Origin of the sequence: Leisingera sp. ANG59, from assembly GCF_013317235.1 — a bacterium.
Lineage (GTDB): Bacteria > Pseudomonadota > Alphaproteobacteria > Rhodobacterales > Rhodobacteraceae > Leisingera.
The window spans coordinates 118,702-142,511 of sequence record NZ_WLCM01000004.1 but is presented as its reverse complement, the minus strand read 5'-3'; the positions used below and the strand labels follow the sequence as shown (position 1 = coordinate 142,511).

The 23,810-nt window shown below is 63.2% G+C and carries 22 protein-coding genes and 1 tRNA gene; 12 read left to right on the top strand and 11 right to left on the bottom strand.

Translation table 11 applies throughout. The features are described 5' to 3' along the window. Positions 1–107: 107 nt before the first annotated feature. The 7 genes from dnaG to GKC28_RS05005 form a co-directional block, all read right to left on the bottom strand. On the bottom strand, positions 108–2,099 hold the full coding sequence (gene dnaG, locus GKC28_RS05035; protein ID WP_174145628.1) for a DNA primase: 1,992 nt from the start codon (positions 2,097–2,099) through the stop codon (positions 108–110). A gap of 1 nt (position 2,100) precedes the next feature. Next, a complete protein-coding gene (locus GKC28_RS05030; RefSeq protein ID WP_174145626.1) occupies positions 2,101–2,439 on the bottom strand; it encodes a hypothetical protein in 339 nt (112 codons plus the stop codon). A 37-nt stretch (positions 2,440–2,476) separates the two neighbouring features. Next, positions 2,477–3,022: a sarcosine oxidase subunit gamma gene (locus GKC28_RS05025; RefSeq protein WP_174145624.1), complete on the bottom strand. Its 546-nt coding sequence runs from the start codon at positions 3,020–3,022 to the stop codon at positions 2,477–2,479. Continuing rightward, positions 3,015–5,960 carry a sarcosine oxidase subunit alpha family protein gene (locus GKC28_RS05020; RefSeq protein WP_174145622.1) on the bottom strand — a complete coding sequence of 982 codons (2,946 nt, stop codon included), beginning with the start codon at positions 5,958–5,960 and terminating at the stop codon, positions 3,015–3,017. Before GKC28_RS05020 ends, GKC28_RS05025 begins: the two co-directional genes overlap by 8 nt. Continuing rightward, positions 5,957–6,226, bottom strand: a complete 270-nt coding sequence (locus GKC28_RS05015) for a sarcosine oxidase subunit delta (RefSeq protein ID WP_174145620.1) — start codon at positions 6,224–6,226, stop codon at positions 5,957–5,959. Before GKC28_RS05015 ends, GKC28_RS05020 begins: the two co-directional genes overlap by 4 nt. Positions 6,227–6,292: 66 nt before the next feature. Beyond that, entirely contained in the window at positions 6,293–7,546 is a 1,254-nt protein-coding gene (locus GKC28_RS05010; RefSeq protein WP_174145618.1) for a sarcosine oxidase subunit beta family protein, read from the bottom strand. Positions 7,547–7,814: 268 nt separating this feature from the next. Beyond that, on the bottom strand, positions 7,815–9,245 hold the full coding sequence (locus GKC28_RS05005) for a Glu/Leu/Phe/Val dehydrogenase (RefSeq protein WP_174145616.1): 1,431 nt from the start codon (positions 9,243–9,245) through the stop codon (positions 7,815–7,817). Between the two features lie 336 nt (positions 9,246–9,581). Between GKC28_RS05005 and GKC28_RS05000 the strand changes: the two genes are divergently transcribed. The 3 genes from GKC28_RS05000 to GKC28_RS04990 are packed head-to-tail and all read left to right on the top strand — an operon-like array spanning position 9,582 to position 12,374. Further along, complete coding sequence (locus GKC28_RS05000) at positions 9,582–11,207, top strand: TadE/TadG family type IV pilus assembly protein (protein WP_174145614.1); 1,626 nt, start codon at positions 9,582–9,584, stop codon at positions 11,205–11,207. Next, the gene (locus GKC28_RS04995; RefSeq protein ID WP_174145612.1) at positions 11,204–11,740 is read left to right on the top strand and encodes a TadE/TadG family type IV pilus assembly protein; all 537 of its coding nucleotides are present in this window, start codon (positions 11,204–11,206) and stop codon (positions 11,738–11,740) included. Before GKC28_RS05000 ends, GKC28_RS04995 begins: the two co-directional genes overlap by 4 nt. A gap of 4 nt (positions 11,741–11,744) precedes the next feature. Further along, positions 11,745–12,374, top strand: a complete 630-nt coding sequence (locus GKC28_RS04990; RefSeq protein WP_174145610.1) for a TadE/TadG family type IV pilus assembly protein — start codon at positions 11,745–11,747, stop codon at positions 12,372–12,374. Positions 12,375–12,394: 20 nt separating this feature from the next. Here GKC28_RS04990 and GKC28_RS04985 read toward each other — a convergent pair whose 3' ends face one another. Then, entirely contained in the window at positions 12,395–12,871 is a 477-nt protein-coding gene (locus tag GKC28_RS04985) for a hypothetical protein (protein ID WP_174145608.1), read from the bottom strand. Between the two features lie 104 nt (positions 12,872–12,975). Then, entirely contained in the window at positions 12,976–13,932 is a 957-nt protein-coding gene (locus GKC28_RS04980) for an NAD(P)-dependent oxidoreductase (RefSeq protein ID WP_174146052.1), read from the bottom strand. Positions 13,933–14,052: 120 nt separating this feature from the next. Here GKC28_RS04980 and GKC28_RS04975 point away from each other — a divergent pair, with 120 nt between their 5' ends. The 4 genes from GKC28_RS04975 (at position 14,053) to GKC28_RS04960 (ending at position 17,638) form a co-directional block, all read left to right on the top strand. After that, positions 14,053–14,928: a LysR family transcriptional regulator gene (locus GKC28_RS04975; RefSeq protein WP_174145606.1), complete on the top strand. Its 876-nt coding sequence runs from the start codon at positions 14,053–14,055 to the stop codon at positions 14,926–14,928. A 54-nt stretch (positions 14,929–14,982) separates the two neighbouring features. After that, positions 14,983–16,170 (top strand): reductive dehalogenase domain-containing protein, encoded by a 1,188-nt coding sequence (locus tag GKC28_RS04970; RefSeq protein WP_174145604.1) that lies wholly within the window; start codon positions 14,983–14,985, stop codon positions 16,168–16,170. Between the two features lie 183 nt (positions 16,171–16,353). After that, on the top strand, positions 16,354–17,265 hold the full coding sequence (locus GKC28_RS04965; RefSeq protein WP_174145602.1) for a pirin family protein: 912 nt from the start codon (positions 16,354–16,356) through the stop codon (positions 17,263–17,265). A 70-nt stretch (positions 17,266–17,335) separates the two neighbouring features. Then, a complete protein-coding gene (locus GKC28_RS04960) occupies positions 17,336–17,638 on the top strand; it encodes an antibiotic biosynthesis monooxygenase (RefSeq protein WP_254604150.1) in 303 nt (100 codons plus the stop codon). Positions 17,639–17,646: 8 nt separating this feature from the next. Here the strand turns inward: GKC28_RS04960 and GKC28_RS04955 are convergent, their stop codons facing one another. Both GKC28_RS04955 and GKC28_RS04950 read right to left on the bottom strand, forming a co-directional pair. Next, positions 17,647–18,126: a GNAT family N-acetyltransferase gene (locus GKC28_RS04955; RefSeq protein WP_174145598.1), complete on the bottom strand. Its 480-nt coding sequence runs from the start codon at positions 18,124–18,126 to the stop codon at positions 17,647–17,649. Continuing rightward, on the bottom strand, positions 18,123–18,710 hold the full coding sequence (locus GKC28_RS04950) for a TetR/AcrR family transcriptional regulator (RefSeq protein ID WP_174145597.1): 588 nt from the start codon (positions 18,708–18,710) through the stop codon (positions 18,123–18,125). Before GKC28_RS04950 ends, GKC28_RS04955 begins: the two co-directional genes overlap by 4 nt. A 167-nt stretch (positions 18,711–18,877) precedes the next feature. On the opposite strand from GKC28_RS04950, the gene GKC28_RS04945 reads away from it, so the two are divergent. The 5 genes from GKC28_RS04945 (at position 18,878) to GKC28_RS04925 (ending at position 23,704) form a co-directional block, all read left to right on the top strand. Further along, complete coding sequence (locus tag GKC28_RS04945; protein WP_174145594.1) at positions 18,878–19,132, top strand: hypothetical protein; 255 nt, start codon at positions 18,878–18,880, stop codon at positions 19,130–19,132. Between the two features lie 115 nt (positions 19,133–19,247). Continuing rightward, complete coding sequence (locus GKC28_RS04940) at positions 19,248–20,534, top strand: homoserine dehydrogenase (protein ID WP_174145592.1); 1,287 nt, start codon at positions 19,248–19,250, stop codon at positions 20,532–20,534. Positions 20,535–20,690: 156 nt separating this feature from the next. Continuing rightward, entirely contained in the window at positions 20,691–21,677 is a 987-nt protein-coding gene (gene glpX / locus GKC28_RS04935; RefSeq protein ID WP_174145591.1) for a class II fructose-bisphosphatase, read from the top strand. A gap of 108 nt (positions 21,678–21,785) precedes the next feature. After that, positions 21,786–23,525 carry a single-stranded-DNA-specific exonuclease RecJ gene (gene recJ, locus GKC28_RS04930; protein WP_174145589.1) on the top strand — a complete coding sequence of 580 codons (1,740 nt, stop codon included), beginning with the start codon at positions 21,786–21,788 and terminating at the stop codon, positions 23,523–23,525. 104 nt (positions 23,526–23,629) lie between these two features. After that, positions 23,630–23,704, top strand: a tRNA-Glu gene (locus GKC28_RS04925). The last annotated feature ends 106 nt before the right edge of the window (positions 23,705–23,810 follow it).

Below are 23,810 nucleotides of genomic sequence, written 5' to 3'. Positions count from 1 at the left end.
GGGGCGATTCGCTGAGCGAATCATTAGCGCGATCATCTGATTCGTCACCCCGTTTACCCAATTTTCCTGTGCTCTTCCTTAGCAAAACGCAGAATCACTCCCACGTGTTACTTCTCGGAAAAGCCGATCCGGTCCAAAAGGGCACCAAAGGCGTCGCGCTCATCCCGGTTGAGCCGGGCGCCGTTTTTGCCCACGTCATACGTCGCTTTGTCCTCATTTTCGCTGCGCAGGGCCTTGTTCTTGGCCTCTGCCGCCTGCCGCAGCCGCCATGTCAGCGCTTCATCTGCAAGGCCATGCAAATCCTCTTCGGCTTCTGCCAGTTCCGCATCCAGCCCGCGCAGCGCTTCGAGTTTTGCAAGCTCTTCGGCCAGCGTCATGCTGGCCAGTTCGGTATCGCCGGGTTTGCGCAGGCATGGGATGATTGCAACGTGGCGAAGGGCAAAGAGGTTTTCAAGGGCATGAGGCCCCAAAGACCAATCGATTTCCTCACGCAGCCGCTCCGGTGCGCTGATGCCGTGGCGCAGCACCATGTCGCGCAAGGCTGCCAAGTCCGGATCGGCGCATTGCAGGCGCTCCAGGCTGGTTTCGAATTCCGGGATCACTTCAGGTGTGATGATGGCCGTGGCCAGGATCACTGCCTCGCGCATGGCGGCAAAGGATTCATCATCTGAACCCGCCACCAGAGAGGAGCGTGTAGTTGCGCGCGGCTGCGGTATCGGGCCAAATCCCTTTCCTGGTTTCCAGGGCGCGCGGGCGCCATCGCGGAAGCCCCCGCCCTTGCCGCCCCGCTGCTGGTAGCTGCCGCTGTCCCGGTTGCCGCGGAACAGCTGCCAGCGCAGTTCCTTGATGTCGTCGCCGTAATGCTTGCGGATCGAGGGATCGCGGATCAGCCGGATCTTTTCCCGCAAGGCCTTGTCGAGCGCCGCCTTGCGCTCGGGGCTGTCGAAGACCTTGCCCTCGGTCTCGCGCTGCCACAGCAGCTTGACCATCGGGATCGCCTGATCCAGCACCGCCTGCACCGCTTCCGGCCCTTCGCTGCGGATCATGTCGTCCGGGTCCTTGCCCTCCGGCATAATGGCAAAGCGCAGCGACTTGCCCGCCTCCAGCAAGGGCAGCGCCAAGTCGATCAGCCGCATCGCGGCGCGAATGCCCGCGGTGTCGCCATCCAGCGCGATGATCGGCTCATCCGACATCCGCCACAGCATCTGCAGCTGGTTTTCGGTAATGGCGGTGCCGAGCGGCGCCACGGAGGACTGGAAGCCGCCCTCTGCCAGCGCAATCACATCCATATAGCCCTCGGCCACAACCAGGGTGGAGCCGCGCCCCGAGGCGGCCCGCGCAGGCCCGTGATTGTAAAGGCTGCGGCCCTTGTCGAACAGCTCAGTCTCGGGCGAGTTCAGGTATTTGGCGTTGTCGTTCGGGTCCATTGCCCGGCCGCCAAAGGCAATTGCCCGGCCGCGTGCATCGCGGATCGGGAACATGATCCTGTTGCGGAAGGTGTCATAGGGTTTGCCGCCCTTGTTCGACGGCTTGGCCAGCCCCGCCCCGATGATCAGGTCCTCGGGCACGTTTTTGCCGCGCAAGGCATCCCACAGATTCTGCCAGCCGTCAGGAGCAAAGCCGATCTCCCAGCGGTCCAGCGCCTGCGCCGTCAACCCCCGCCGCTGCAGATAGGCGCGCGCATCCTGTGCGGCATTGGTTTTCAGCTGCAGGCGGAAGAACTGCACCGCCTGCTCCATCACATCGGCCAGCAGCGTCCGGCGGTCCTGCTTTTCCTGCGCGCGGGGATCGCGCTTGGGCATTTCCATGCCCGCTTCGCCTGCCAGGATTTCCACGGCTTCCATGAAACCGACGTTCTCAGTTTCCTGGACAAACTTCAGCGCGTCGCCCTTGGCGTGGCAGCCGAAGCAATAATAAAATCCCTTGCGGTCCTCCACATGGAAGGACGCAGTCTTTTCATGGTGAAACGGACACGGCCCCCAATAGTCGCCCTTGCCCGGCTGCGACTTGCGCTGATCCCACATAACCTTGCGCCCGACGACATCAGAAATGCTGATGCGGGTGCGCAGTTCATCCAGAAAACCGGGCGGCAGGGACATATCAGTTCGACTTCAGCTGTTTCTGCATCGCCTGGATCTGATCCCAGTTCTGCAGGCACTGCTGTTCGAACAGCGCGCCAAGGTCGGTCTCCTTAAGGTCGCGCCGCTTCATCGCGTAAACGTGGCTCGTAAGCTGCGGGATCGCTTTGGAATAGGCTTCAGGCCATTCCGGCTCGCTGTCCAGAACGGCCTGCTCCACCTCTTCCTGCTTCACCCGGTCCAGCCGCGCCTGCTGCACTGCGGCCATGACCTGGCCCTGGTATTTGCAGCTTTCTTCTTTGGTTTCAGAAGCATAGGCCGGCGCCGCCAGCAAGGCGGCTGCAAGGGCGATGCGGATCATAGATGCGCTCCGGGAATCAGTTGGTGATTCCCGAAGATTACCCTCGCGCCGCGACGGCTTCCATGGCTGTTTTCAGATCATGCACCAGCGTCTTTGCCATCGAGCGGAACACCATGATCTGAAACGCCTGCTGGCCGGTACGGGTCACCGAGGCCATCATGTGCTTGAGTTCCGCCCGCACGGTGTGGCCGCGCTTGAAGACCTGGTTACGCATATCGACCGGCACAAGCCGCGCCAGCACGTCCTCGGTGCCTGCTCCTTCCAGCTTAACCACGGCCCAGGCATCGCTCTGGTCTGTCAGCGCGGCGTGCTTGGCCAGACCGGCGTCGGGCGCAGGCCCAATCAGCAGTGCCATGTCCCGGCCAAACCAGACAGCCCGGCTGCCCGCCTTGCCGGTGGCGCGGTTCGGCGCCGGGAACGCCATGCCGTGGGCTGTCTCCAGCGCCTTGCTCAGCGCCTTTTCCTGACCCTTGAAGGGCGCCACGGCCCACATACTGCCGGGGTGTTCCTCGGTCAGGCTCATACCGCCGATGGTTGCCGGAACCAGCCCCTCACAGGGGCTCTTTGCAATCAGCTCAGCCACGGGCACGTTCTCCTTCCGGGTCAAAGAACACAGGCGAAACGACCTCGCACAGGGTATCTGCTCCGCGCATATGGTCGACCAGGCGCACGGTCTCGCCAATCCGCTCCGGCCCTTCTTTCAGGAAAGCCAGGCCAATCGGATGCCCCAGCGTCGGCGAATACCCGGCCGAGGTCACATAGCCCTGGTCATAAATCCGCTCCACCGGGTCGCCCGGCGTGAACAGATGCGCCCCGGCGGTGATCTCCTTGGCCGCACCCACGGGTTTCAAGCCCACCAGGCGCATCCGGTTCTCGGCCATCAGGCCCTCGCGCGCGGACATCGCCTTGCCCAGGAAGTCTTTCTTGTTGGACATCATCCCCTGCAGGCCGAGGTCAAAGGCTGTCACGGTGCCGTTGATCTCGGCGTGGGTAATCAGCCCCTTCTCGATCCGCAGCACATTGAGCGCTTCCATGCCATAGGCACCGCCGCCCATCGCCTCGGCCCGCTTCAGCAGCTCGCGGAACAGGGCCTCGCCATAGCGCGCGGGCACGGCCACCTCATAGGCATGCTCGCCCGAGAAGGATATCCGGAACAGCCGTCCCTTGACGCCCAGCACGGTCGCTTCGCCGCAGCCCATGAAGGGCCAGGTCTCGCCGTTCACGTCCTCGTCCAGCAGCCCGTTCAACAGCTCCTGCGACTTGGGGCCGGCGACGGCAAACTGCGCCCATTGCTCGGTCACCGAGGTAAAGCGGACATCCCATTCCGGGTACAGCGCCTGAGAGACAAACTCCATATGCGCCATCACCTGCCCTGCTGCGGCGGTGGTGGTGGTCATCACAAAATGGTTCTCGCCGAGCCGCGCAGTGGTGCCGTCATCCATGACAAAACCGTCCTCGCGCAGCATCAGCCCATAGCGGACCTTGCCGACCTTCAGGGTGCTGAAGGTGTTGGTGTAGAGGAAGTCGAGGAACTTGCCCGCGTCGGCACCCTGGATGTCGATTTTGCCCAGGGTTGAAACATCGCAGATGCCAACTGCCTTGCGCACCAGCGTGACCTCGCGGTCGCAGGACTGACGCCAGTTGGTTTCGCCCTGTTTCGGGAAATAGGCAGCGCGGTACCACAGGCCCACCTCCAGCTGATGCGCCGCGCGGGTTTCGCTCTCGCCATGCGAGGTCAGGAAGCGCTGCGGCTTGAAGCCCTCATCCGTGGCCCCCGCCCCCATCGCACCGATGGACACCGGCACAAACGGCGGGCGGAAGGTGGTGGTGCCGGTCTCGGGGATTGTCCGCCCGGTTGCATCCGCCAGCACTGCCAGCGCGGCAACGTTGGAGTTCTTGCCCTGATCGGTCGCCATGCCCTGGGTGGTATAGCGTTTCATATGCTCGACAGAGCGGAAGTTCTCCACCGCTGCCTGTTTCACATCCTTGACGGTCACGTCGTTCTGGAAGTCGAGCCAGGCGCGTCCCTTGCCCGGCACCGCCCACAGCGCGGCGATGCGGTAGGGATCATCCTCAACCTCCGGCAGATCGGCGGCAGCTGATTTCAGGCCCAGCGCCTCCAGCACCTTGGCGGCAGCCTCCGCGCCTTCGCGTATTGCGCCTGCGGTGGAGAAAGTGCCGTTGCAGGCGCCGGCTGTGACCATGCCGGGAACGGCGCCATCCGCCGGCACAAAGGCCAGCGCCTCGCGCTTCCAAACAGGCCGACTGTTCAAATGGCAGGTCAGATGCACAGACGGGTTCCAGCCCCCGGACATCGCCAGGCAGTCGGTCTGGATCTTCTCCTCGCCCTTGACCGAGCGCACGGTGATGCTCTCCAGCCGCTGGCGGCCGGCGGAGCCGCAAACCTGCGCGCCCTTGATCACCTGATAAGGTCCGCCATCCGGCGCCTCATGGCGGCTGTCGATAACCGCCGCGATATGCACGCCAGCGTCATGCAGGTCGCGCGCTGTGCGGTGCGCCTGGTCGTTGTTGGCAAACAGCGTCACCCGCTCGCCGGGCGCCACGCCCCAGCGGTTCAGATAGGCACGCACCGCGCCCGCCATCATAATGCCGGGCCGGTCGTTGTCGCGGAAGGCCACCGGGCGCTCGATGGCGCCCGCCGCCAGCACCGCGTGTTTGGCCGCAATCCGCCAAAAGCATTCGCGCGGCAGATGGCTGCCCTTCAGCGAATGCCGCCGCGGCAGATGATGCGAGACCCGCTCCAGCGCTCCGTAGGTGCCCTGGTCATAGGCGCCGGTGACGGTGGTGCGGGTCATCAGCCGCACGTTGTTCATCGCCTCCAGCTCGGCCAGCACTTCTGCCGCCCATTCATGGCCCGGCTTGCCGCCGATCTCCTCGCGCTCTGCCAGCAGGCGGCCGCCCATGCGGCTGTCTTCCTCTGCCAGGATCACATCCGCCCCGGCCCGGCCCGCGGTCAGCGCTGCCATCAGCCCCGCCGGACCGGAGCCGATCACCAGCACGTCGCAGAAGGCAAAGGCCTTCTCATAGCGGTCCTGATCCGCCTCGCCCGACAGCGCGCCAAGGCCTGCCGCATTGCGGATCAGCGGCTCATAGACCTTCTCCCAGAACGCCGCCGGCCACATGAAGGTCTTGTAGTAGAACCCCGCACCAAAGAACGGCGCGGCAAGATCGTTCAACGCCATCACGTCGCGCTCGACCGTGGGCCAGCAGTTCTGGCTGCGCGCCTCCAGCCCTTCAAACAGTTCCTGCTGGGTAGCGCGCACGTTCGGGTCCTGCTGGCCGCCGGTGCCAATGGTCACCAGCGCGTTCGGCTCTTCGCTGCCTGCGGTCAGCACCCCGCGCGGGCGGTGGTACTTGAACGACCGCCCCACCAGGTGCACATCATTTGCCAACAGCGCCGCCGCCAGCGTGTCGCCTGCCAGCCCCATCATGTGGCGGCCGTTGAAGGCAAAGGTGATCGGCTTGGCGCCCTGGTTCAGACCTTTCCCGGGAAGTCTCATTTCTCACCTCCCAGCCCGGCTTCGGAGGCCAATTGCACGTCCAGAATCTCATGGGTCGCGGTATTGCGGGCGACTTTCAGCCAGGCATTGCAGCCCATTTCGTGATACCAAAGCTCATCCAGCGGCCCGGCCGGGTTCTCCCGCAGGTTCACATACTCATGCCAGGCATCCAGATCCGCGCCTTCGGCCGGACGCACCAGCGCCGCACCCTTGTAATAGAATTCGCGGCGGTCCCTCTCGCCGCAGAGCGGACAGGTAATTCTCATGACCGGCGCTCCTTCTTCTTTGCGAAAATACTCCCGCCGGAGGCATGCCCGGCGTGCTCCAAACGCTTAGTGCAGGTTATGCTGCGCACCGGTCCCCTCCTCATCCATCAGGCCAACGCCGCTACGGAAACGGTCGAGCTTGAACTTCGTGGCCGCCCCGTGCGGGCGGTCCGTTGCTATCAGATGCGCGTACACGCTGCCCGACCCTGGCGTCGCCTTGAACCCGCCGTAGCACCAGCCGCAGTTCAGATAGAGGCCCTCGATCGGCGAATGGTCGATGATCGGGGAGCCGTCCGGGGTCATATCCATGATGCCGCCCCAGCTTCGCAGAAGACGCGCCTTGCTGACCGCCGGCACCATTGCCACAAAACTCTCCATCGTGTGCTCCACCATCGGCAGGTTCCCCCGCGCGGCGTAAGAGCTGTAGAAATCCAGGTAGCTGCCAAAGACCAGCCCGCCCTTGTCCGACTGGCTGATGTACAGGTGCCCCTCGGCAAAGGTGATCACGTGGTCCACGATCGGCTTCAGCCCCTCAGACACAAAGGCCTGCAGCACATGGCTTTCGATCGGCAGAGTCAGCCCCGCCATCGCCGCCACCTGGCCGGAGCGGCCCGCCGCAGCCAGCGCCACCTTCTTGGCACGGATCGGGCCGCGGGCAGTCTGCACGCCCACGACCTTGCCGTTTTCCACGTCGATGCCGGTCACCTCGCAGTTCTGGATCAGATCCACCCCGCGCATGTCTGCACCGCGGGCAAATCCCCAGGCCACCGCATCGTGGCGCGCGGTGCCCGCCCGGCGCTGCATCAGCCCGCCCATGATCGGGAAGCGGTTGCTGTCAAAATTCAGGAACGGCGCCAGCTCGCGCACCTGCTCGCGGCTCAGCAGTTCTGCGTCATCGCCCTGGTTGACGATGGAGTTGCCCCGGCGCACCGCCGCGTCGCGCTGGCCGTCGTTGTGGAACAGGTTGATGATGCCGCGCTGGGACATCATCGCGTTATAGTTCAGGTCCTGTTCCATGGTTTCCCACAGTTTCAGGGAGTGGGAGTAGAATTCCGAGTTGCCCGGCAGATAGTAGTTGGCGCGCACGATGGTGGTGTTGCGCCCCACGTTGCCGCCGCCGAGATAGCCTTTTTCCAGCACCGCGACATTGGTGATGCCGTGCTCCTGGGCCAGGTAATAGGCGGTTGCCAGCCCGTGGCCACCACCGCCGATGATCACCACATCATATTCGGATTTGGGTTCAGGGTCCCGCCAATGGGGCGTCCACCCCTTGTTTCCGGTGAGCCCCTCCTTGAGCACACGCCAGCCCGAAAACCGCATGTCGTCCCTCCCCGTCAAATCACTTCCGCCGCCCGGGAAAATCTGTTCCGGGTCTTGGCGGCATTGCTACCCGCTTTCGCGTGCTGCTCCTAGCCCCAAGGCTCAATTAGCGGCACTTCAGCACGGCTTTGCCGCAAGTCACACGAACTGATCACTTGTGTCTAGTGCTAATTGCGACGGGTTGTGACGTTAAGCGGAACCGGCTCGAAAAAAACGGGGCGGAGAGGTTCCCCTCCGCCCCGCAGCTGCAATACAGACCCGCGCCTGATTACAAACCCTTGGCGTGGTAACTCTTGGCAACCTTGTCGATCGACACCAGATAGGCGGCGGTGCGCAGGTCGGTCACGTCGTCCCGGCTGTGCCAAACTTCGCGCATCGACTGGTAGGCCGCCCGCATGGTGTCATCCAGACCCGAACGCACCAGTTCCAGTTCACCCGCGCCCTTCAGGTACTTGTCCTTGAAGTCCGGAGACATCGACCAGGTATTGCCCATTACATCATCCAGACGCTGCAGCTCGTCGATCACCAGCTGGTGACGCGCCTCTTCCTGGCGGCGCTGCATCCGGCCAAAGCGGATGTGAGACAAGTTTTTCACCCACTCAAAGTAGGACACCGTCACACCGCCCGCGTTGGCATACATGTCCGGAATGATCACGCAGCCCTTCTTGCGCAGGATCTCATCCGCGCCGGCGGTCACCGGACCGTTCGCAGCCTCGATGATCAGCGGCGCCTTGACGCGCTCGGCGTTGGAAAGGTTGATCACCCCTTCCAGAGCCGCCGGGACAAGGATGTCGCATTCTTCCTCCAGCAGCACCGCACCATCTTCGACATATTGCGCGTCCGGGTAGCCCGACACGCCGCCGTGTTTGACGATCCAGTTGCGGACAGCCTCCACGTCGAGGCCATCAGCACTGTGCAGCCCGCCGTCCCGCTCGATGATGCCGGTAATCAATGCGCCATCTTCCTCGGACAGGAATTTAGCGGCGTGATAGCCCACGTTGCCGAGGCCCTGCACAATAATCCGCTTGCCGTCCAGCTTCCCGGACAGACCTGCGGCAGCCTTGTCTTCCTCGTAACGGAAGAACTCCCGAAGCGCATACTGCACCCCGCGGCCCGTTGCCTCGACACGGCCGGAAATGCCGCCGGCGTTAAGCGGTTTGCCGGTGACGCAGGCCTTGGCGTTGATGTCGGTGGTGTTCATCCGCGCATACTGGTCTGCAATCCAGGCCATTTCGCGTTCGCCGGTTCCCATGTCGGGCGCGGGCACGTTTTGCGACGGGTTGATCAGGTCGCGCTTGGCCAGCTCATAAGCGAAACGGCGGGTGATCAGCTCCAGTTCATGCTCTTCATACTCGCGCGGGTCAATGCACAAACCGCCCTTGGAACCGCCAAACGGCGCTTCCACCAAGGCACACTTATAGGTCATCAGCGCCGCCAGCGCTTCGACTTCGTCCTGGTTTACCCCGGTGGCATAGCGGATACCGCCCTTCACGGGCTCCATATGCTCCGAATGCACCGAACGGTATCCAGTGAACGTGTGCATCGCGCCGCGCAGGCGCACGCCGAAACGCACCGTGTAGGTCGCGTTGCAAACCCTGATCTTCTCCTCCAGCCCCGGCGGCAGGTCCATCAGTTTCACTGCCCGGTTAAACATCAGGTCCACGCTCTCGCGGAAGCTCGGCTCTGTGCGGCTGCTCATAAAAAATTTCTCCGTGATCAAACATCGACTCGCTGCCGATGATGCATTCACTTTATGCAAAGATGTTTGAGAAGTGCGACCTTTTTGACCCTTTGCAGACAAAAAGAATCAATTCCCGGCATGTGGCGCGCGATTCGCCTTTTCCCAAGGAGCGATTGTCCCGCCCCGCACCACAACGCCGCGGAATCGCGCGGGATTGACGCCCGGAGCTGCAACAATCGGAGAGTTTCCGGCCAATTCCCGCCCCATTTCCGCCCACTTTACCAAGCATTAATTAATGGAATTCCGCTGCAGAAACCGAGCTGGCCCGTTCCCCAGCCGGAAAGGGGTATTTAAATGAGTAAGCACCACAAGAATTCAACTGCGCTGAGCAATCCGCTCATTCTGCGCTGCCGGGATAAGGTCAAAGGCTTCCTGCGGGAAGAAGACGGCGTTCTGGCGAAGCCCATGATTATTACATTGCTGCTTATGCTGGCCGCAGGCGGTATGGGCGTTGACCTGATGCGAATGGAGCGCGACCGCACCACTCTGCAATACACGCTGGACCGCGCAGTTCTCGCAGCTGCCGATCTTGACCAGCAGCAGGACCCGGCAACAGTTATTCAGGAATACCTGACCAAGGCCGGGCTTGCCGACTATTACAGCGAGCCGGAAGTGGAACAGTCACTGGGCTACAAGAGTGTTGAGAGCACGATTAACGCAACCTTCCCCGCACATCTGCTGAAGTTTGCCGGCGTCGGCGACCTTCCGGTTTATGCGAATTCCCGGGCCGAAGAGACCATCGGCGCTGTCGAAATCTCCATGGTGCTCGACATTTCCGGTTCGATGTCCCGCAACAACCGGCTGGTCAACCTGAAAGCAGCGGCGCACAGTTTTGTGGATCAGATTACGCAGAACACCGACATCGACAATCTGTCGATCTCGATCATCCCTTACGCCACCCAGGTGAATGTGGGTGAGGCGCTGCTCAGCAAGTACACTAATGTCACCCAGGAGCATAACTATTCTCACTGCGTGAACTTCATCAAGGACCAGTTCAGCAAACACACGCTGCCCCGCGATGAAAACCTCGAGCGCACCGCGCATTTCGACACGTTCACCTACTCAGAGAACATGATCTCGACGCCGGTTTGCCCGACAAGGGACGGCTCCCAGATCCTGCCTCTGACCAACAACGCTGCATTGCTGCACGAGCATATCGACAAGCTGACTGCAAGCGGCAACACCTCGATCGATATCGGCATGAAGTGGGGCAGCGCCCTGCTGGACCCGACGGCCCGCGGCGTTGTGAATGACCTGATCGCCGATGGCGTGATCGATGCATCCTTCGTCGACCGGCCCACCGATTATGGCAGCGGCGACACGCTGAAGATCATCGTGCTGATGTCCGACGGCCAGAACACCAACCAGTACATGGTGAACCCGTCGCGCCGGGAAGGCGACTCAGACGTGTGGTACAACCCCACTGCGGATGCATACTCCGTGTATCATTCCAACGGCACCAAGAACTACTACTGGGAGCACATGAACCGCTGGGAAGACCACCCTTACGGGGAAGGCACCTATGAGACTTGCAACTACTATGGCTGCACGACCCACACCGAAGAAGGCACCTCTTCCCGCCTGACTTACCCGGAACTGCATGCCCGCGCCTCGCTGGCCTGGATCGCGAAATACATTTACGAATTCAGCAGCAGCGCCTGGGCCGACTGGTTCCACGCAGGCCGGTATTTCCACAACCGTGTCGCCAAGGACCAGCACACCAAGCACATCTGTGACATCACCAAGGACCAGGGCGTCATCGTGTACTCGGTCGGTTTCGAAGCACCTTCCAAGGGCATTGCCGTACTCGAAGATTGCGCCAGCTCCCCCGCCCACTTCTTTGACGTGGATGGCCTGGAGATCACCGACGCCTTCTCGTCAATTGCGACTTCCATCCGTCAGCTGAGGCTCACCCAATGACACACCGTATCCAAACCGCCCTGCGCCGGTTCCGGCACCGTGAGGATGGCAATGCTACAATGGAATTTGCCATCATCGTCCCAGCCTTCCTTATGATCCTGCTGGCCACGGTCGAACTCGGCATCATCAACCTGCGCCATTCACAGCTGGAGCGCGCCGTGGATCAGACTGTCCGCGACATCCGCCTCAGCACTGGCGCCGACCTGCAGCACGACCAGCTTCGCGACGCGATATGCGCCCGCTCAGGCTTCATCAGCAACTGCTCCGACTCGCTGCGGCTGGAGATGATCCGCCTGGACCCCTTCAACATGGCTGAGATTGATCCGACGCCGGATTGCATCGACGTCATCGACGATGCCCAGCCCGTGCGCAGCTTTGAAAACGGCCAGTCCAACGAGCTGATGTTCCTGCGGGCCTGCATGAAGTTCAATCCGATTTTCCCGAGCTGGGGGCTCGCCTCCCATATTGCACAGGACGAAGACGGCCGCATTCAGCTGATTGCATCCTCTGCCTTTGTCCAGGAACCGAGGTAACGCCATGCTGACGCTTATTTCCCGCTTTTCCAACCGGACTCCGCGGCCGCTGCGCGGCTTCGTTGAAAACACCAAGGGCAGCGTTTCGATGGAGTTCGCCATCTATGCGCCGCTGCTGATGTTCATGTTCGCCGCGATCTATACGTTCTTCGATGCCTTCCGTCAGGAGAACGTCAACCTGAAAGCGGCCTACACAGTCTCTGACCTGATCTCACGCGAGACTAATTATGTGAACGAAACCTACATCGATAGCATGCACGCCTTGGCAACAGAGCTGGTGCGCGGCGACTCTTCCCTATCGACACGCATTTCCGTGGTTCGCTGGGACGAGGACGATCAGCGCTACTACGTTGACTGGTCGAAAGTCCGCGGCTCGACCTTCACCGAATGGGACGATGGTTCGATCACCGAAGCCGAGGAAAAACTGCCTGCAATGTACGATCAGGAACGCGTGATCGTGGTGGAAACCTGGAACGAAGTGACCCCGGCCTTCAACATCGGGCTGCCGCTTCTGGATGTCCAGAACTTCGTCTTCACCCGCCCGCGCTTTGCGCCGCAGGTTGTCTTCCTCGAAGACAAGGGCAACGGCAACAACCACAACGACGACGCCGAAAAGGTTTCGCCACCCGCCTGATCAGCCATCAGATAAATCAGTCAACCTTGGCCGCGTTGCACCAGCATCGCGGCCAAAATTTCTGACATGGCCTTGCCCTGCGATCCGGGTGTCACGCCGCCAATACCGATTCGGCGGCCTGATCGCCACCACAGCCCTGGCATCCATGCCCGGCTGCCTTGGGTGCCTGTGCGGACCAGAAAACCGTTTGACGGCTTGAAGGCAAAGAAGCCGCGGTCGATGGCTTCGATATCCTCGACCCGCGCGATCACCTGTCCGTCAGAGCAGCGCAGTTCTTCCGCCGTCAGTTCGATCCGGTGCACAGTTGCCTGCCACATCCGGACGGCCAGCCACAGGGCACCTGCGCCAACCACCACCAGGAATACCAGCCAGGCTGGCGAGGGCGTTGCAGCAAAGGCCACATAGACCAGCAGGCAGCCCGTCAGCCCTAGCATCGCCGTGCCCATCACACGCCGGCTGGCCGAGGCCTCAATCGTCGCCAGAACTTCGTTGCTCATCTGCTGCTCCCCGTTGTTGCCCTGCCGGGCATAGACCGGATCGGCAAAAGAAAACAGCCCCCGGCACACCGGGGGCTGAATGCAGCCGTACTGTTCGGGCGAACTTATTCCGCAGCAGCGCGGCGCACGACAACCTCGTAGCCTGGCTCTTCCGGCTCGTCGTCTACCAGTTCCTGCGGAAAACCCGGCGCGGTAATCGACAGGCCGGTAGCCTCCTCCAGGCGCTCGATCATCCGGTCGGACTGCGCCCGCTCGCCATAGCGGCGCTGACCGTCCTTCATCATCTCGATCATCAGGGGCGACAGTTCCAGCGGCACGTTGCGGCGGTCGGCCAGGGTCTGGAACAGGCCGATGTCCTTCATCACCAGATCCATGGTGAAATTCACATTGCGCGAGCCCGACAGGATCAGCTGGCTTTCGGTCTCATGCGCAAAGGAGGTGCCCGACGACATCGAGATCGCCTCGAATGTCATGCCCAGATCCATGCCGCAGGCCTTCATCACCGTCAGCGCTTCCATGACTGCCAGCAGGTTCATGTTAGCCAGGTAGTTGGTCATCACCTTCAGGGTCGAAGAATTGCCGATCTCGCCCACATGCAGGATGCGGCGGCCCATGGTGGTCAGGATCGGCAGGATACGGTCGAAAGTGGCGCGCTCGCAGCCCGCATAGATCGAGATATTGCCGGTATCGGCCCGGTGGCAGCCGCCGGAAACCGGGCAATCGACCGGCTCGCCGCCGCGCTCGACGATCAAGGCGCCGAGGCGTTTCACCTCTTCCACGTCGGTGGTGGACATTTCCATCCAGATCTTGCCGGGTTTCACATGCGGCAGCATCTCGGTGACCACCGCATCAGAGGCCACCGGGCTGGGCAGGCAGGTGATCACCGCATCGCAGTCCTGCATCATCTGTGCCGGGCTGCCGCCTGCCTTGGCGCCGCGCGTCACGAATTTTTCAACCAGCGCCGCGTCCAGGTCATGCACAGCCACATCCAGCCCGTTGCGCACCAGGCTGCCCGCCAGCTTGCCGCCAACATTGCCGAGGCCGATGAAGCCGATCTTCATATCCGTTTTCATGTCCCGTTTCTCCTCCCGGGGTGATCGCTTGCGAAATGGCTAGCTTGACCCAAGGCAAAACAAAAACGAATAATAACACCTCCTGACCCACATTTTTTTTGCAACACAATGTCCGATCTGCCCAACCTCGTCTGGCTGCGAGCCTTTGAGGCCGCCGCCCGCCTGCAGAGCTTCACCGCAGCCGCTGATGAGCTGGGCCTGACCCAGGCCGCCGTCAGCCACCAGGTCCGCAGCCTGGAGAAAAGCTTTGGCATCACCCTTTTCATCCGCCGCGCCCGTCATCTGGAGCTGACGCAGCTGGGGCACGCCTACTACCCCTCGGTAGCGCAGGCGCTGACCGACATTGCCTACTCCACGCGCGGGCTGCTGGGGCATGCGCAGACCCGGACCGTGACCCTGCGGGCGCCGGTCTCTACCGCGGTCCTGTGGGTGGCACCGCGGCTGGGGGCCTTTCACGCGGCGCACCCGCATATCCGCATCCGGCTGATCTCTGCCGTCTGGGCAGACAGCACCCAGGACGAGGACGTGGATATCGACCTGCGGCTGGGGCCGTCCGGCTGGTTCGACCGCCGCGCCCATCTGCTGGCAACCGAAAGCGTGATTCCGGTGGCACAGCCGCAGCTGGCGGAGCAGCTGAAATCGGTGGACCAGCTGTTCGGCCAGACTCTGATTCACATCCACGGCTACCAGGACCACTGGCTGCGCCTGTCCGAGCAGACAGGCGTGCCGCTCAAGGACCGCTCCGCACCGCTTTATGTCGACACCTCATTGGCGGCGATAGAGATGGCAGCATCCGGCGCCGGTGTAGCCATGCTGATGCGCCGCTATGCCGAACTACCGCTGTCGCTGGGCCGGCTGGCGCCTGTGGCGGGCGCGGAGATCCCGATGGGCCAGGGCCACTACCTGATGCCCGCCGCCGGCGAGCCCCCCAACAGCGCTGAGGTCGCCATGGTGCGGGACTGGGTCGTCTCCTTGTTTTGTTAAGAAATGCCTCCGGCGCGTCTTGCCCGGCGGCTTGACGACGGATACCGTCCGCCCATGCCCTGGCCACAGAACACCCCGCCCCAGCGCGACGGCGACGCAGCCGCGGGAATCGAAGTCACCGACGGTTTCGAGCGGTTCTCGCAACGCAACGACATCTTCACCCGCGCCTTTTGGGATGACCGGGTAAAGTCCAAGCACACAGCAAAATTCTTCTCCTCCTACCGGATGGAAGCGGCGCCCCGGCGCGGCGACGGGTTTACACAGCGCGACTTCGCCCTGCGCAATGCGGCCTGGCTGATTTCCGACGTGGTCTCCTCACGGCGGGCGCACGAAGGCATCCGCGAAGGGTTCCAGGCCGCCATCCGCCCGGACACCCCGGTGGCCAAGGATGCCCGGGAAATCGACGACCCGGCAAAGATGTCCGCCGAGGTGAAGCGCATCGCCAAATTCTTCGGTGCCAACCTCTGCGGTATCACCGATCTGGATGAACGCTGGCTATACACCGCCCGCGTCGACGCCCGCGACATGTCAGAAGCACCGCATGACCTGCCAGACGGGCTGACCAGCGTGATCGTGCTCGGCCATGAAATGGACAAGGAACTGGTGGCCACCTACCCCTCGGCGCTGGCAGGCGCCGCGACGGGGCGGGAATACAGCCACGAGGTATCCATCGTGGTGCAGCTCGCCGCCTACATCCGCAACCTAGGGTATGAGGCGGTACCGTCGATGAACGACACCGGCCTGGTGATCCCCTACGCCGTGAAGGCAGGCCTCGGCGAATACGCCCGCAACCAGATGGTGATCACCCCGGAGTTCGGCCCGCGCCTGCGGTTTTCCAAGATTTTCACCAATCTGCCGCTGGAGCATGATGTGCCGCAGCCCCTCGGTGTGAAAGAGTTCTGCAACATCTGCTCCAAATGCGCCGACGCCTGCCCGGTCAAGGCCTTGCCCTATGGGCCGCCCTCCACTGAAACGGCCAATGTCTCTGCTATCAAAGGCGTGAAAAAATGGACCTCTGACGCCGAGAAATGTTTCTCCTTCTGGGCCAAGATGTCCTCGGACTGCGCCATTTGCATGCGGGTCTGCCCTTTCAATCGGGACTTTTCCAAGCGCTGGAACCGGCTGTGGCTGAAGCTGGCGCTTGGCCCGTTGCGCAAACTGGCGCTGCAGCTGGCCGCCAAGCATGGCGCGCGAAGGAAACCCGCTGACTGGTGGGCTGCGGCCCCGGGCGGACAGGACTGAAAAACGCAGCGGCGCCCGCCCGTCCTTGGCACTTTCGGCACCGCTTCCCGTTGGGCCGGGCAGCCCCGCGGGCTGCGGGGGCATCTGTTTACCTGCGCACAGCCCCCGTGTCCGGCAACAGGTTTCAGGGTGGCAGCTCACACCCTATCTTAGCCGCAGTCAACGTTTACAGGAGGCATTGAGATGTCCCTCAGACCCATTCTCGAAACCCGAGCCGCCCAGCCCCACACCGAGGGCGCCGGCGTCAAGCTGCACCGCGCCTTCGGCTTCAAGGACCCGGCGGAGCTGGACCCGTTCCTGCTGTTCGACGACTTCCGCAACGAGAACCCGGAGGACTACCTGCGTGGCTTCCCCTGGCACCCGCACCGCGGCATCGAGACCATCACCTATGTGCTGGCCGGTTCGGTGGAACATGGCGACTCGCTGGGCAACGTTGGCACCCTCAGGGCGGGCGACGTACAGTGGATGACTGCAGGGTCAGGCATCCTGCATCAGGAGATGCCAACGGGCAATGCCAAGGGCCAGATGCACGGCTTCCAGCTGTGGGGCAACCTGCCCGCCAGCCAGAAGATGACCGCACCGCGCTATCAGGACATCAAAGGCAGTGAAATCCCCGAGATCATCGACGATGACGGAACCCGGGTGAAAGTGATCGCCGGCAATTTCTGGGGCAAGCGCGGGCTGGTGGACGGCATCGCCGCCGACCCGCAGTATCTGGATGTTTTTGTCGCGGCAGGCGTCAAAAAGACCCTGCCGATCGACACCTACCGCCGGGCGTTCGCCTATGTGTTCGAGGGCGAGGCTGCGTTTGCCGATGCCTCAGCCCCGCAGGGGGTGCTGCTGGAGAAGGAGGTCGCAGGACAGGAGGTCAACATCCGCGATCTGTCCGGCGACCGCACCCTGATCCGCTTTGGCACCGGCGACGGGATCACCGTGCAGGCGGGGCCCCAAGGCGTGCGCTTCCTGCTGATCTCCGGCGCGCCGATCAATGAGCCGGTGGCCTGGCACGGGCCGATCGTGATGAACACGCAGGAGCAGCTGCACCAAGCCTTCCGCGACCTGCGCAACGGGACGTTTATCAAGCCCGCACGCTAACCGGATCGCCTGCCAATTGGCGCCACTGATGTGCTATACTCCCCCTGTCCAGTAACCGATGGGGGGAGTGATGATCATCCGGGTGTTCCGTGCCACCGTCCGCGACGACAAGATTCAGGATTTCAAGAATTTTCTGACCGATACCGCGGTGCCGCATGTGCGCCGCCAGCCTGGGCTTGTATCGGTGACCGCCGGGCTGCCGCGGCCCGAATCTCCCGCCACATTCTGTGTAGTGATGGTCTGGGAAAGCATCGAAGCGCTGCAGGCCTTCGCAGGCGAGGACTGGGAGCAGCCGCATGTGCTGCCCGAAGAGGACCCGATGGTGCTGAGCCGCCAGATCGATCACTACGACATGATCGGGCTACTGAGCTGACCCGCGCTTCAGCCGCCGGAAAACCAGCTGTAGACGGTTTCCGCTCCCGCAGGCTCCGGCGTGAAACCGGCTTTCTGCAGCACCCAGGCCGAGGCCGCGTTTTCTTGCATAACCCCGCCGGACAGGGTGACGCCGCTGCCACGGAAATGCGCCTGCAATCCGCTGATCAGCTCGCTGGCCAGCCCCTGCCCCCAGGCGATTTCGGCAAAGAGATAGCCGAGGTTCCGGATGCTACCGCCCTCTTCCGGGAAGGACAGGATAATCAGCCCGACACCCTTGCCCGCTGTATTGCAGAGAGCCGCCACTTCGGCCTGCTGCGACACTGCCGCCAGGAAATCCCGGCGGCTCTCATCGCTGCCCTGCGCCTGAAACCCCGCCGGCAGCCATTGCACCACCTCAGGGGCAAACAAATCCGCCAGTTCCGCCGCCGTCAGATCCTGCCAGGGTGCAGCCCTCAGTCGGCCGGTTTCCAGATCCAGCAAGCTCATTTGCTGACCGCCTTCTGCACCATGCCCCAATAGACCCGCTCCACCTCGTCCAGCGACAGCCGGCCTTCAGAGCGGTACCAGGTGTTGACCCCGTTCAGCATCGCAATCACCGCCAGTGTCGCGATCTTGGTGTCGGGAATGGCGAATTCGCCCTGCTCCACCCCTTGCTTCAATATCCCTTCCACGCCGTTCTCGTAGTCCCGGCGCAGCGATTCGATGATGGTGAAATTCGCCTCCGTCAGGTTGCGCAGCTCCATATAGGCGATGAACACCGCATCCGGGCGCTCCAGGTGAAAGCGGATGTGAAAGCCGGTAAAGGCACGCAGCCGCTCCAGCGCGCTGTCCGCCTGCGGCACTGCATCCCAGGCTGCCTGCAGCTCTTCCATATGGCTGGACATCAGGCTGAACAGCAGGCTCTGCTTGTCCGGCGTGTAATTGTACAGCGCCCCGGCCTGCACCCCGACCTCCTTGGCAATCTGGCGCATTGAGACGGCAGCATAGCCATGCTGCGCAAACAGCCGCAGGGCCGCCTCGCGGATGCGGGGGCCGGTGATATCGGAGTGGGAACCTTGGGTACGTGCCATGGGCCGACAATAACTGAACAGATGTTCAGAAAAAAGGCCGAATGCCGCCGTTTCCCTTTTCTGCCAGCACACTGCCGCCGGACCATCCTCCAAATGCTGCGGGAAATCAATTGTGCCAGGACGCCGGAGCACCTAAAACCAGCGCTGCAGAGCATGGGGATTAGGCAATGCAGTTTTGCACACGGATCGCATTTCTTTTGGCGGTGGCGGCTTCCGCTGCCTGCACCCGTGTGCCTGAGCTGGAGGACCGGCTGGCACCGGACCTGCGTGATGCGGATTATCCCGACCTGTTGCCGCTGGATGACGCGTTGGAACCATTGGACCCGCCGCAGCAGGCCGGCCAAGAGCTTCAGGATGAGCTTGATGCCCGCAGCGACCGCCTGAAACGCCGTGCAGAATCTGTCAAAAACGCCGAACTCTGACCTCTCCGAGACATTCCTGCCCGCACGGATGCGCCTTGTTCCGCAGCGGCGTTGCACGCTTGCGCCGAACCCGCTAAGGCGGGACGGACAAGTTTCGGACAAAGGACCTCCAGCCATGACAGAACCGCTTCGCCTAGGGATTGCAGGCTTGGGCACCGTCGGCATCGGCGTGGTGAAAATCATCCGCCGTCACGCTGCGCTGCTGGAGGCGCGGACCGGACGCTCTGTCGTGATCTCCGCCGTATCGGCCCGGGACCCGAACAAGGATCGCGGCGTGCCGCTCAAGGATTACGCTTGGGAGGCTGATCCTGTGGCGCTGGCCGTGCGTGATGACGTTGATGTGTTCGTTGAGCTGATGGGCGGCCACAACGGTGCTGCAAAGGCCGCAACTGAGGCCGCGCTGGCGGCAGGCAAGGATGTCGTGACCGCAAACAAGGCGCTGCTGGCAATCCATGGCCAGGAACTGGCGGAACAGGCAGAGGCTGCAGGCCGGGTGATCCGGTTTGAGGCCGCTGTCGCCGGCGGCATCCCGGTGATCAAGTCGCTGACCGAAGGCCTGGCGGGAAATGAAATCACCCGCGTCATGGGGGTGATGAACGGCACCTGCAACTACATCCTGACCCAGATGGAGGCCACCGGCCAGGGCTACAACGCCCTGTTCGAGGAATGCGGCCGCCTGGGTTACCTGGAAGCCGACCCGAATCTGGACGTGGGCGGCATCGACGCGGGCCACAAGCTGGCGCTGCTGGCCTCCATCGCCTTCGGCACCAAACCGGCCTTTGAAAAAGTAGAGCTGGAAGGCATTCAGCGCATCCAGCTGGAAGATATCCGAGACGCCGCCGACATGGGTTACCGCATTAAGCTGCTGGGCGTGGCACAGCGCACCGCCCGCGGGCTGGAACAGCGCATGTCGCCCTGCCTGGTGCCGGCCGACTCGCCGCTGGGCCAGCTGGAAGGCGGCACCAACATGGTGGTGATCGAAGGCGACTCCATCGAGCAGGTCGTGCTGCGCGGCCCCGGCGCCGGCGAAGGCCCCACCGCCAGCGCGGTGATGGGCGATATCCTTGACCTCGCCCGCGGCCTGCGCATTGCCACCTTCGGCCAGCCCGCCAGCACCCTGCAGGATGTGCCCGCAGCCCAGACCGGCCTGCCTGCGCCGTTCTACCTGCGCATGGGGCTGCTGGACAAACCCGGCGCGCTCGCCAAAGTCGCGGCCATCCTTGGCGAGGCCGGCGTGTCGATCGACCGGATGCGCCAGTACAGCCACAAGGCGCCGGTAGCGCCAGTGCTGTTCGTGACGCATAAATGCACCCGCGCCACCCTGGACACGGCGCTTGAGGGCCTTTCCGCCACCGATGTGGTCGACGGCACCCCCGTTGCCCTGCGCATCGAAGAGGTCTGATCCGCGCCAAAGGGGCAAAATTGAGCTTATTTACGCGCCGCGGCAGAGATTTCCTGCCGCAGCAGCGCCTATCGCCTCTTGCGAGCTAGCCCCGCCCCGCGCTATTCGGCTTGGAACGCCCATTCACATCTGACCCGTTGAGACAGGATTTCCGGTATGACATCGAACACCTCTGACGCGCCCTTTCATGACCGCATGCTGTCGCTGGGCCTTGCCCGCGTTGCCGAGCAGGCCGCGCTGGCCTCGGCCTCGCTGATCGGACGCGGCGACGAGAAAGCCGCCGACCAGGCCGCCGTCAATGCGATGCGCGAGCAGCTGAACCTGCTCGATATCGCCGGCGTGGTGGTGATCGGCGAAGGCGAGCGCGACGAGGCCCCGATGCTCTACATCGGCGAGGAAGTCGGCACCGGCAACGGCCCCGGCGTCGACATCGCGCTGGACCCGCTGGAAGGCACCACCCTGACCGCCAAGGACATGCCGAACGCGCTGACCGTGATCGCTATGGGCCCGCGCGGCTCCATGCTGCACGCGCCGGACACCTATATGGACAAGCTGGCAATCGGCCCGGGTTACGAAGAAGGCATCGTTTCGCTGGACATGTCCCCGCGCGAGCGCGTCGAGGCGCTGGCCAAGGCTAAGGGCTGCGCGCCGTCCGACATCACCGTCTGCATCCTGGAGCGCCCGCGCCACGAGGCGATGATCGCCGAAGTGCGTGAAACCGGCGCTGCCATCCGCCTGATCACCGACGGCGACGTGGCCGGCGTTATGCATTGCGCCGAAAGCGATGTGACCGGCATCGACATGTACATGGGCCAGGGCGGTGCACCTGAGGGCGTGCTGGCAGCGGCGGCGCTGAAGTGCATGGGCGGTCAGATCTTCGGCCGCCTGCTGTTCCGCAATGACGACGAAAGGGCCCGCGCCGCCAAGGCCGGCATCACCGATCTGGACCGGATCTATGCCCGCGACGAGATGGTCACCCAGGACGTGATCTTCGCCGCCACTGGCGTGACCGGCGGTTCGCTGCTGCCCTCAATCAAGCGCACCCCGGGCTGGGTCGAGACCACCACTCTGCTGATGCGCTCCAAGACCGGCTCGGTGCGCCGCATGTCCTACCGCACGCCGCTGGAACCGCATCAGAAGTGAACCGGCCCCCGGGAAGCGGCTTACGCCGCTGCCTCCGGCAGGAGTATTTGAGCAAAGAAGAAGGGCCGGATCCAATTGGGTCCGGTCTTTGCACATGAGGGCAGACGCATGAGCTTTTTGGGTATTGAGCAGTCTTTGACCGGCCGCCGCTGGGTTGGCCCCGGGGTCGAAGTGGACCGCGCCTCCGAGATGATGGCGCAGCAGACCGGCCTGCCCCGCTCTGTCTGCCAGGTGCTGGCGCGGCGCGGCGTTCCGGCGATGGAGGCCAAGGGGTTTCTGGAGCCGAAGCTGAAGGAACTGCTGCCCGACCCGCGCGAGATGAAGGACATGGAGGCTGCCGCCACACGGTTCCTGGAAGCGGTGCGGCGCAAGCAGCGGATCGCGGTTTTTGCCGACTATGACGTCGATGGCGGCAGCTCTGCTGCGCTGCTGCTGGTCTGGCTGCGGCAGATGGGGCTGCAGGCAACGCTTTACATCCCCGACCGCATCGACGAGGGCTATGGCCCCAATGTTCCAGCCATGCAGGAACTGGCCGCTGCCCATGACCTGATCATCTGCGTGGACTGCGGCACCTTAAGCCACGAACCGATTGCCGCCGCCAAAGGTGCCGACGTGATCGTTCTGGACCACCACCTGGGCGGCGAGACGCTGCCGGACTGCGTGGCGGTTGTGAACCCCAACCGGCAGGACGAGAGCGGCGATCTCGGCTATTTCTGCGCCGCTGGCGTGGTGTTCCTGATGCTGGTCGAAGCTGGCCGCCAGATGCGCGAGGGTGGCGCCAAGGGTCCGGATCTGATGGCGCTGCTCGACCTGGTGGCGCTGGCGACCGTGGCGGATGTGGCACCGCTGATCGGCGCCAACCGAGCGCTGGTGCGCCAGGGGCTCAAGGTGATGGGCGCCCGCAGACGTCCCGGTCTGGTGGCCTTGTCCGATGTCTCCCGCATGGATTCGGCCCCTTCCACCTACCACCTCGGCTTCCTGCTGGGCCCGCGGGTCAATGCCGGCGGGCGGATCGGCAAGGCCGACCTCGGCGCGAGACTATTGTCGACCGACGACCTGCATGAGGCTGCAGCGCTGGCAGAACGGCTGGATGAGTTGAACACAGAACGCCGCGACATCGAAAACGCCGTGCGTGCCGCCGCTTTGGAACAGGCAGAGGAACGCGGCCTGGACGCCCCCCTGGTCTGGGCAGCAGGCGAGGGCTGGCACCCGGGTGTGGTCGGAATTGTCGCCTCGCGCCTGAAGGAAGCTGCCAACCGCCCGGCCATCGTGATCGGCTTCGACGGCGAAGAGGGTAAGGGCTCGGGCCGGTCCGTGTCCGGCGTTGATCTGGGTGCTTCAATCCAGCGGCTGGCGGCCGAAGGGCTGCTGGTCAAGGGCGGCGGCCACAAGATGGCCGCGGGTCTGACTGTGATGCGGGACAAACTGGAACCGGCCATGGAGCGGCTGAGCGAACTGCTGGCCAAACAAGGCGCAGGCCAGGGCGGCCCGGCGGACCTCAAACTGGACGGCGCCTTGATGCCGGGCGCTGCCACCGTGGATCTGATTGAGCAGATTGAGCAGGCTGGCCCCTTTGGTGCCGGCGCCCCCGCCCCGCGCTATGCACTGCCGGACCTGCAGGTACGGTTTGCAAAAAAGGTGGGTGAAAGCCATCTGAAGCTCTCCCTCAGCGACAGCATGGGCGGCGGTGTCGACGCGATTTGCTTTGGCGCCTTCGACACCGCATTGGGCCCGCGCCTGCTGGAGCACTGCGGGGCGCGATTTCATTTTGCCGGGCGGCTGGAAATCAATACTTGGGGCGGCCGCCAAAGCCCGCAACTCCGCCTGGAAGACGCCGCCGAAGCTTGATTTTTCAAAGGCTTGCCGCCTGTGGATAAGAAATTTCACAAAGGCGTATTTTTTCTCTTGCGGGTTCCGGCGCTTACAACTAAATACCCGCTCACGCACAGAGTGGCCCGTTCGTCTATCGGTTAGGACGCCAGGTTTTCAACCTGGAAAGAGGGGTTCGATTCCCCTACGGGCTGCCACTTTTCCAATCAAAAACTGACAACTCGGGTGCTGTCCAGACGCCGCCGAAATTTGCGTGGCTGCAGAGCTTAAGCACACCCGCCGACGCTTTCCACCACCGGAAAA

Coding starts and splice junctions, on each gene's coding strand:
- dnaG (WP_174145628.1), bottom strand. CDS start 2,099: ATGTCCCTGCCGCCCGGTTTTCTGGATGAACTGCGCACCCGCATCAGC.
- GKC28_RS05030 (WP_174145626.1), bottom strand. CDS start 2,439: ATGATCCGCATCGCCCTTGCAGCCGCCTTGCTGGCGGCGCCGGCCTAT.
- GKC28_RS05020 (WP_174145622.1), bottom strand. CDS start 5,960: ATGAGACTTCCCGGGAAAGGTCTGAACCAGGGCGCCAAGCCGATCACC.
- GKC28_RS05015 (WP_174145620.1), bottom strand. CDS start 6,226: ATGAGAATTACCTGTCCGCTCTGCGGCGAGAGGGACCGCCGCGAATTC.
- GKC28_RS05010 (WP_174145618.1), bottom strand. CDS start 7,546: ATGCGGTTTTCGGGCTGGCGTGTGCTCAAGGAGGGGCTCACCGGAAAC.
- GKC28_RS05005 (WP_174145616.1), bottom strand. CDS start 9,245: ATGAGCAGCCGCACAGAGCCGAGCTTCCGCGAGAGCGTGGACCTGATG.
- GKC28_RS05000 (WP_174145614.1), top strand. CDS start 9,582: ATGAGTAAGCACCACAAGAATTCAACTGCGCTGAGCAATCCGCTCATT.
- GKC28_RS04995 (WP_174145612.1), top strand. CDS start 11,204: ATGACACACCGTATCCAAACCGCCCTGCGCCGGTTCCGGCACCGTGAG.
- GKC28_RS04990 (WP_174145610.1), top strand. CDS start 11,745: ATGCTGACGCTTATTTCCCGCTTTTCCAACCGGACTCCGCGGCCGCTG.
- GKC28_RS04985 (WP_174145608.1), bottom strand. CDS start 12,871: ATGAGCAACGAAGTTCTGGCGACGATTGAGGCCTCGGCCAGCCGGCGT.
- GKC28_RS04980 (WP_174146052.1), bottom strand. CDS start 13,932: ATGAAGATCGGCTTCATCGGCCTCGGCAATGTTGGCGGCAAGCTGGCG.
- GKC28_RS04975 (WP_174145606.1), top strand. CDS start 14,053: ATGTCCGATCTGCCCAACCTCGTCTGGCTGCGAGCCTTTGAGGCCGCC.
- GKC28_RS04970 (WP_174145604.1), top strand. CDS start 14,983: ATGCCCTGGCCACAGAACACCCCGCCCCAGCGCGACGGCGACGCAGCC.
- GKC28_RS04965 (WP_174145602.1), top strand. CDS start 16,354: ATGTCCCTCAGACCCATTCTCGAAACCCGAGCCGCCCAGCCCCACACC.
- GKC28_RS04960 (WP_254604150.1), top strand. CDS start 17,336: ATGATCATCCGGGTGTTCCGTGCCACCGTCCGCGACGACAAGATTCAG.
- GKC28_RS04955 (WP_174145598.1), bottom strand. CDS start 18,126: ATGAGCTTGCTGGATCTGGAAACCGGCCGACTGAGGGCTGCACCCTGG.
- GKC28_RS04950 (WP_174145597.1), bottom strand. CDS start 18,710: ATGGCACGTACCCAAGGTTCCCACTCCGATATCACCGGCCCCCGCATC.
- GKC28_RS04945 (WP_174145594.1), top strand. CDS start 18,878: ATGCAGTTTTGCACACGGATCGCATTTCTTTTGGCGGTGGCGGCTTCC.
- GKC28_RS04940 (WP_174145592.1), top strand. CDS start 19,248: ATGACAGAACCGCTTCGCCTAGGGATTGCAGGCTTGGGCACCGTCGGC.
- glpX (WP_174145591.1), top strand. CDS start 20,691: ATGACATCGAACACCTCTGACGCGCCCTTTCATGACCGCATGCTGTCG.
- recJ (WP_174145589.1), top strand. CDS start 21,786: ATGAGCTTTTTGGGTATTGAGCAGTCTTTGACCGGCCGCCGCTGGGTT.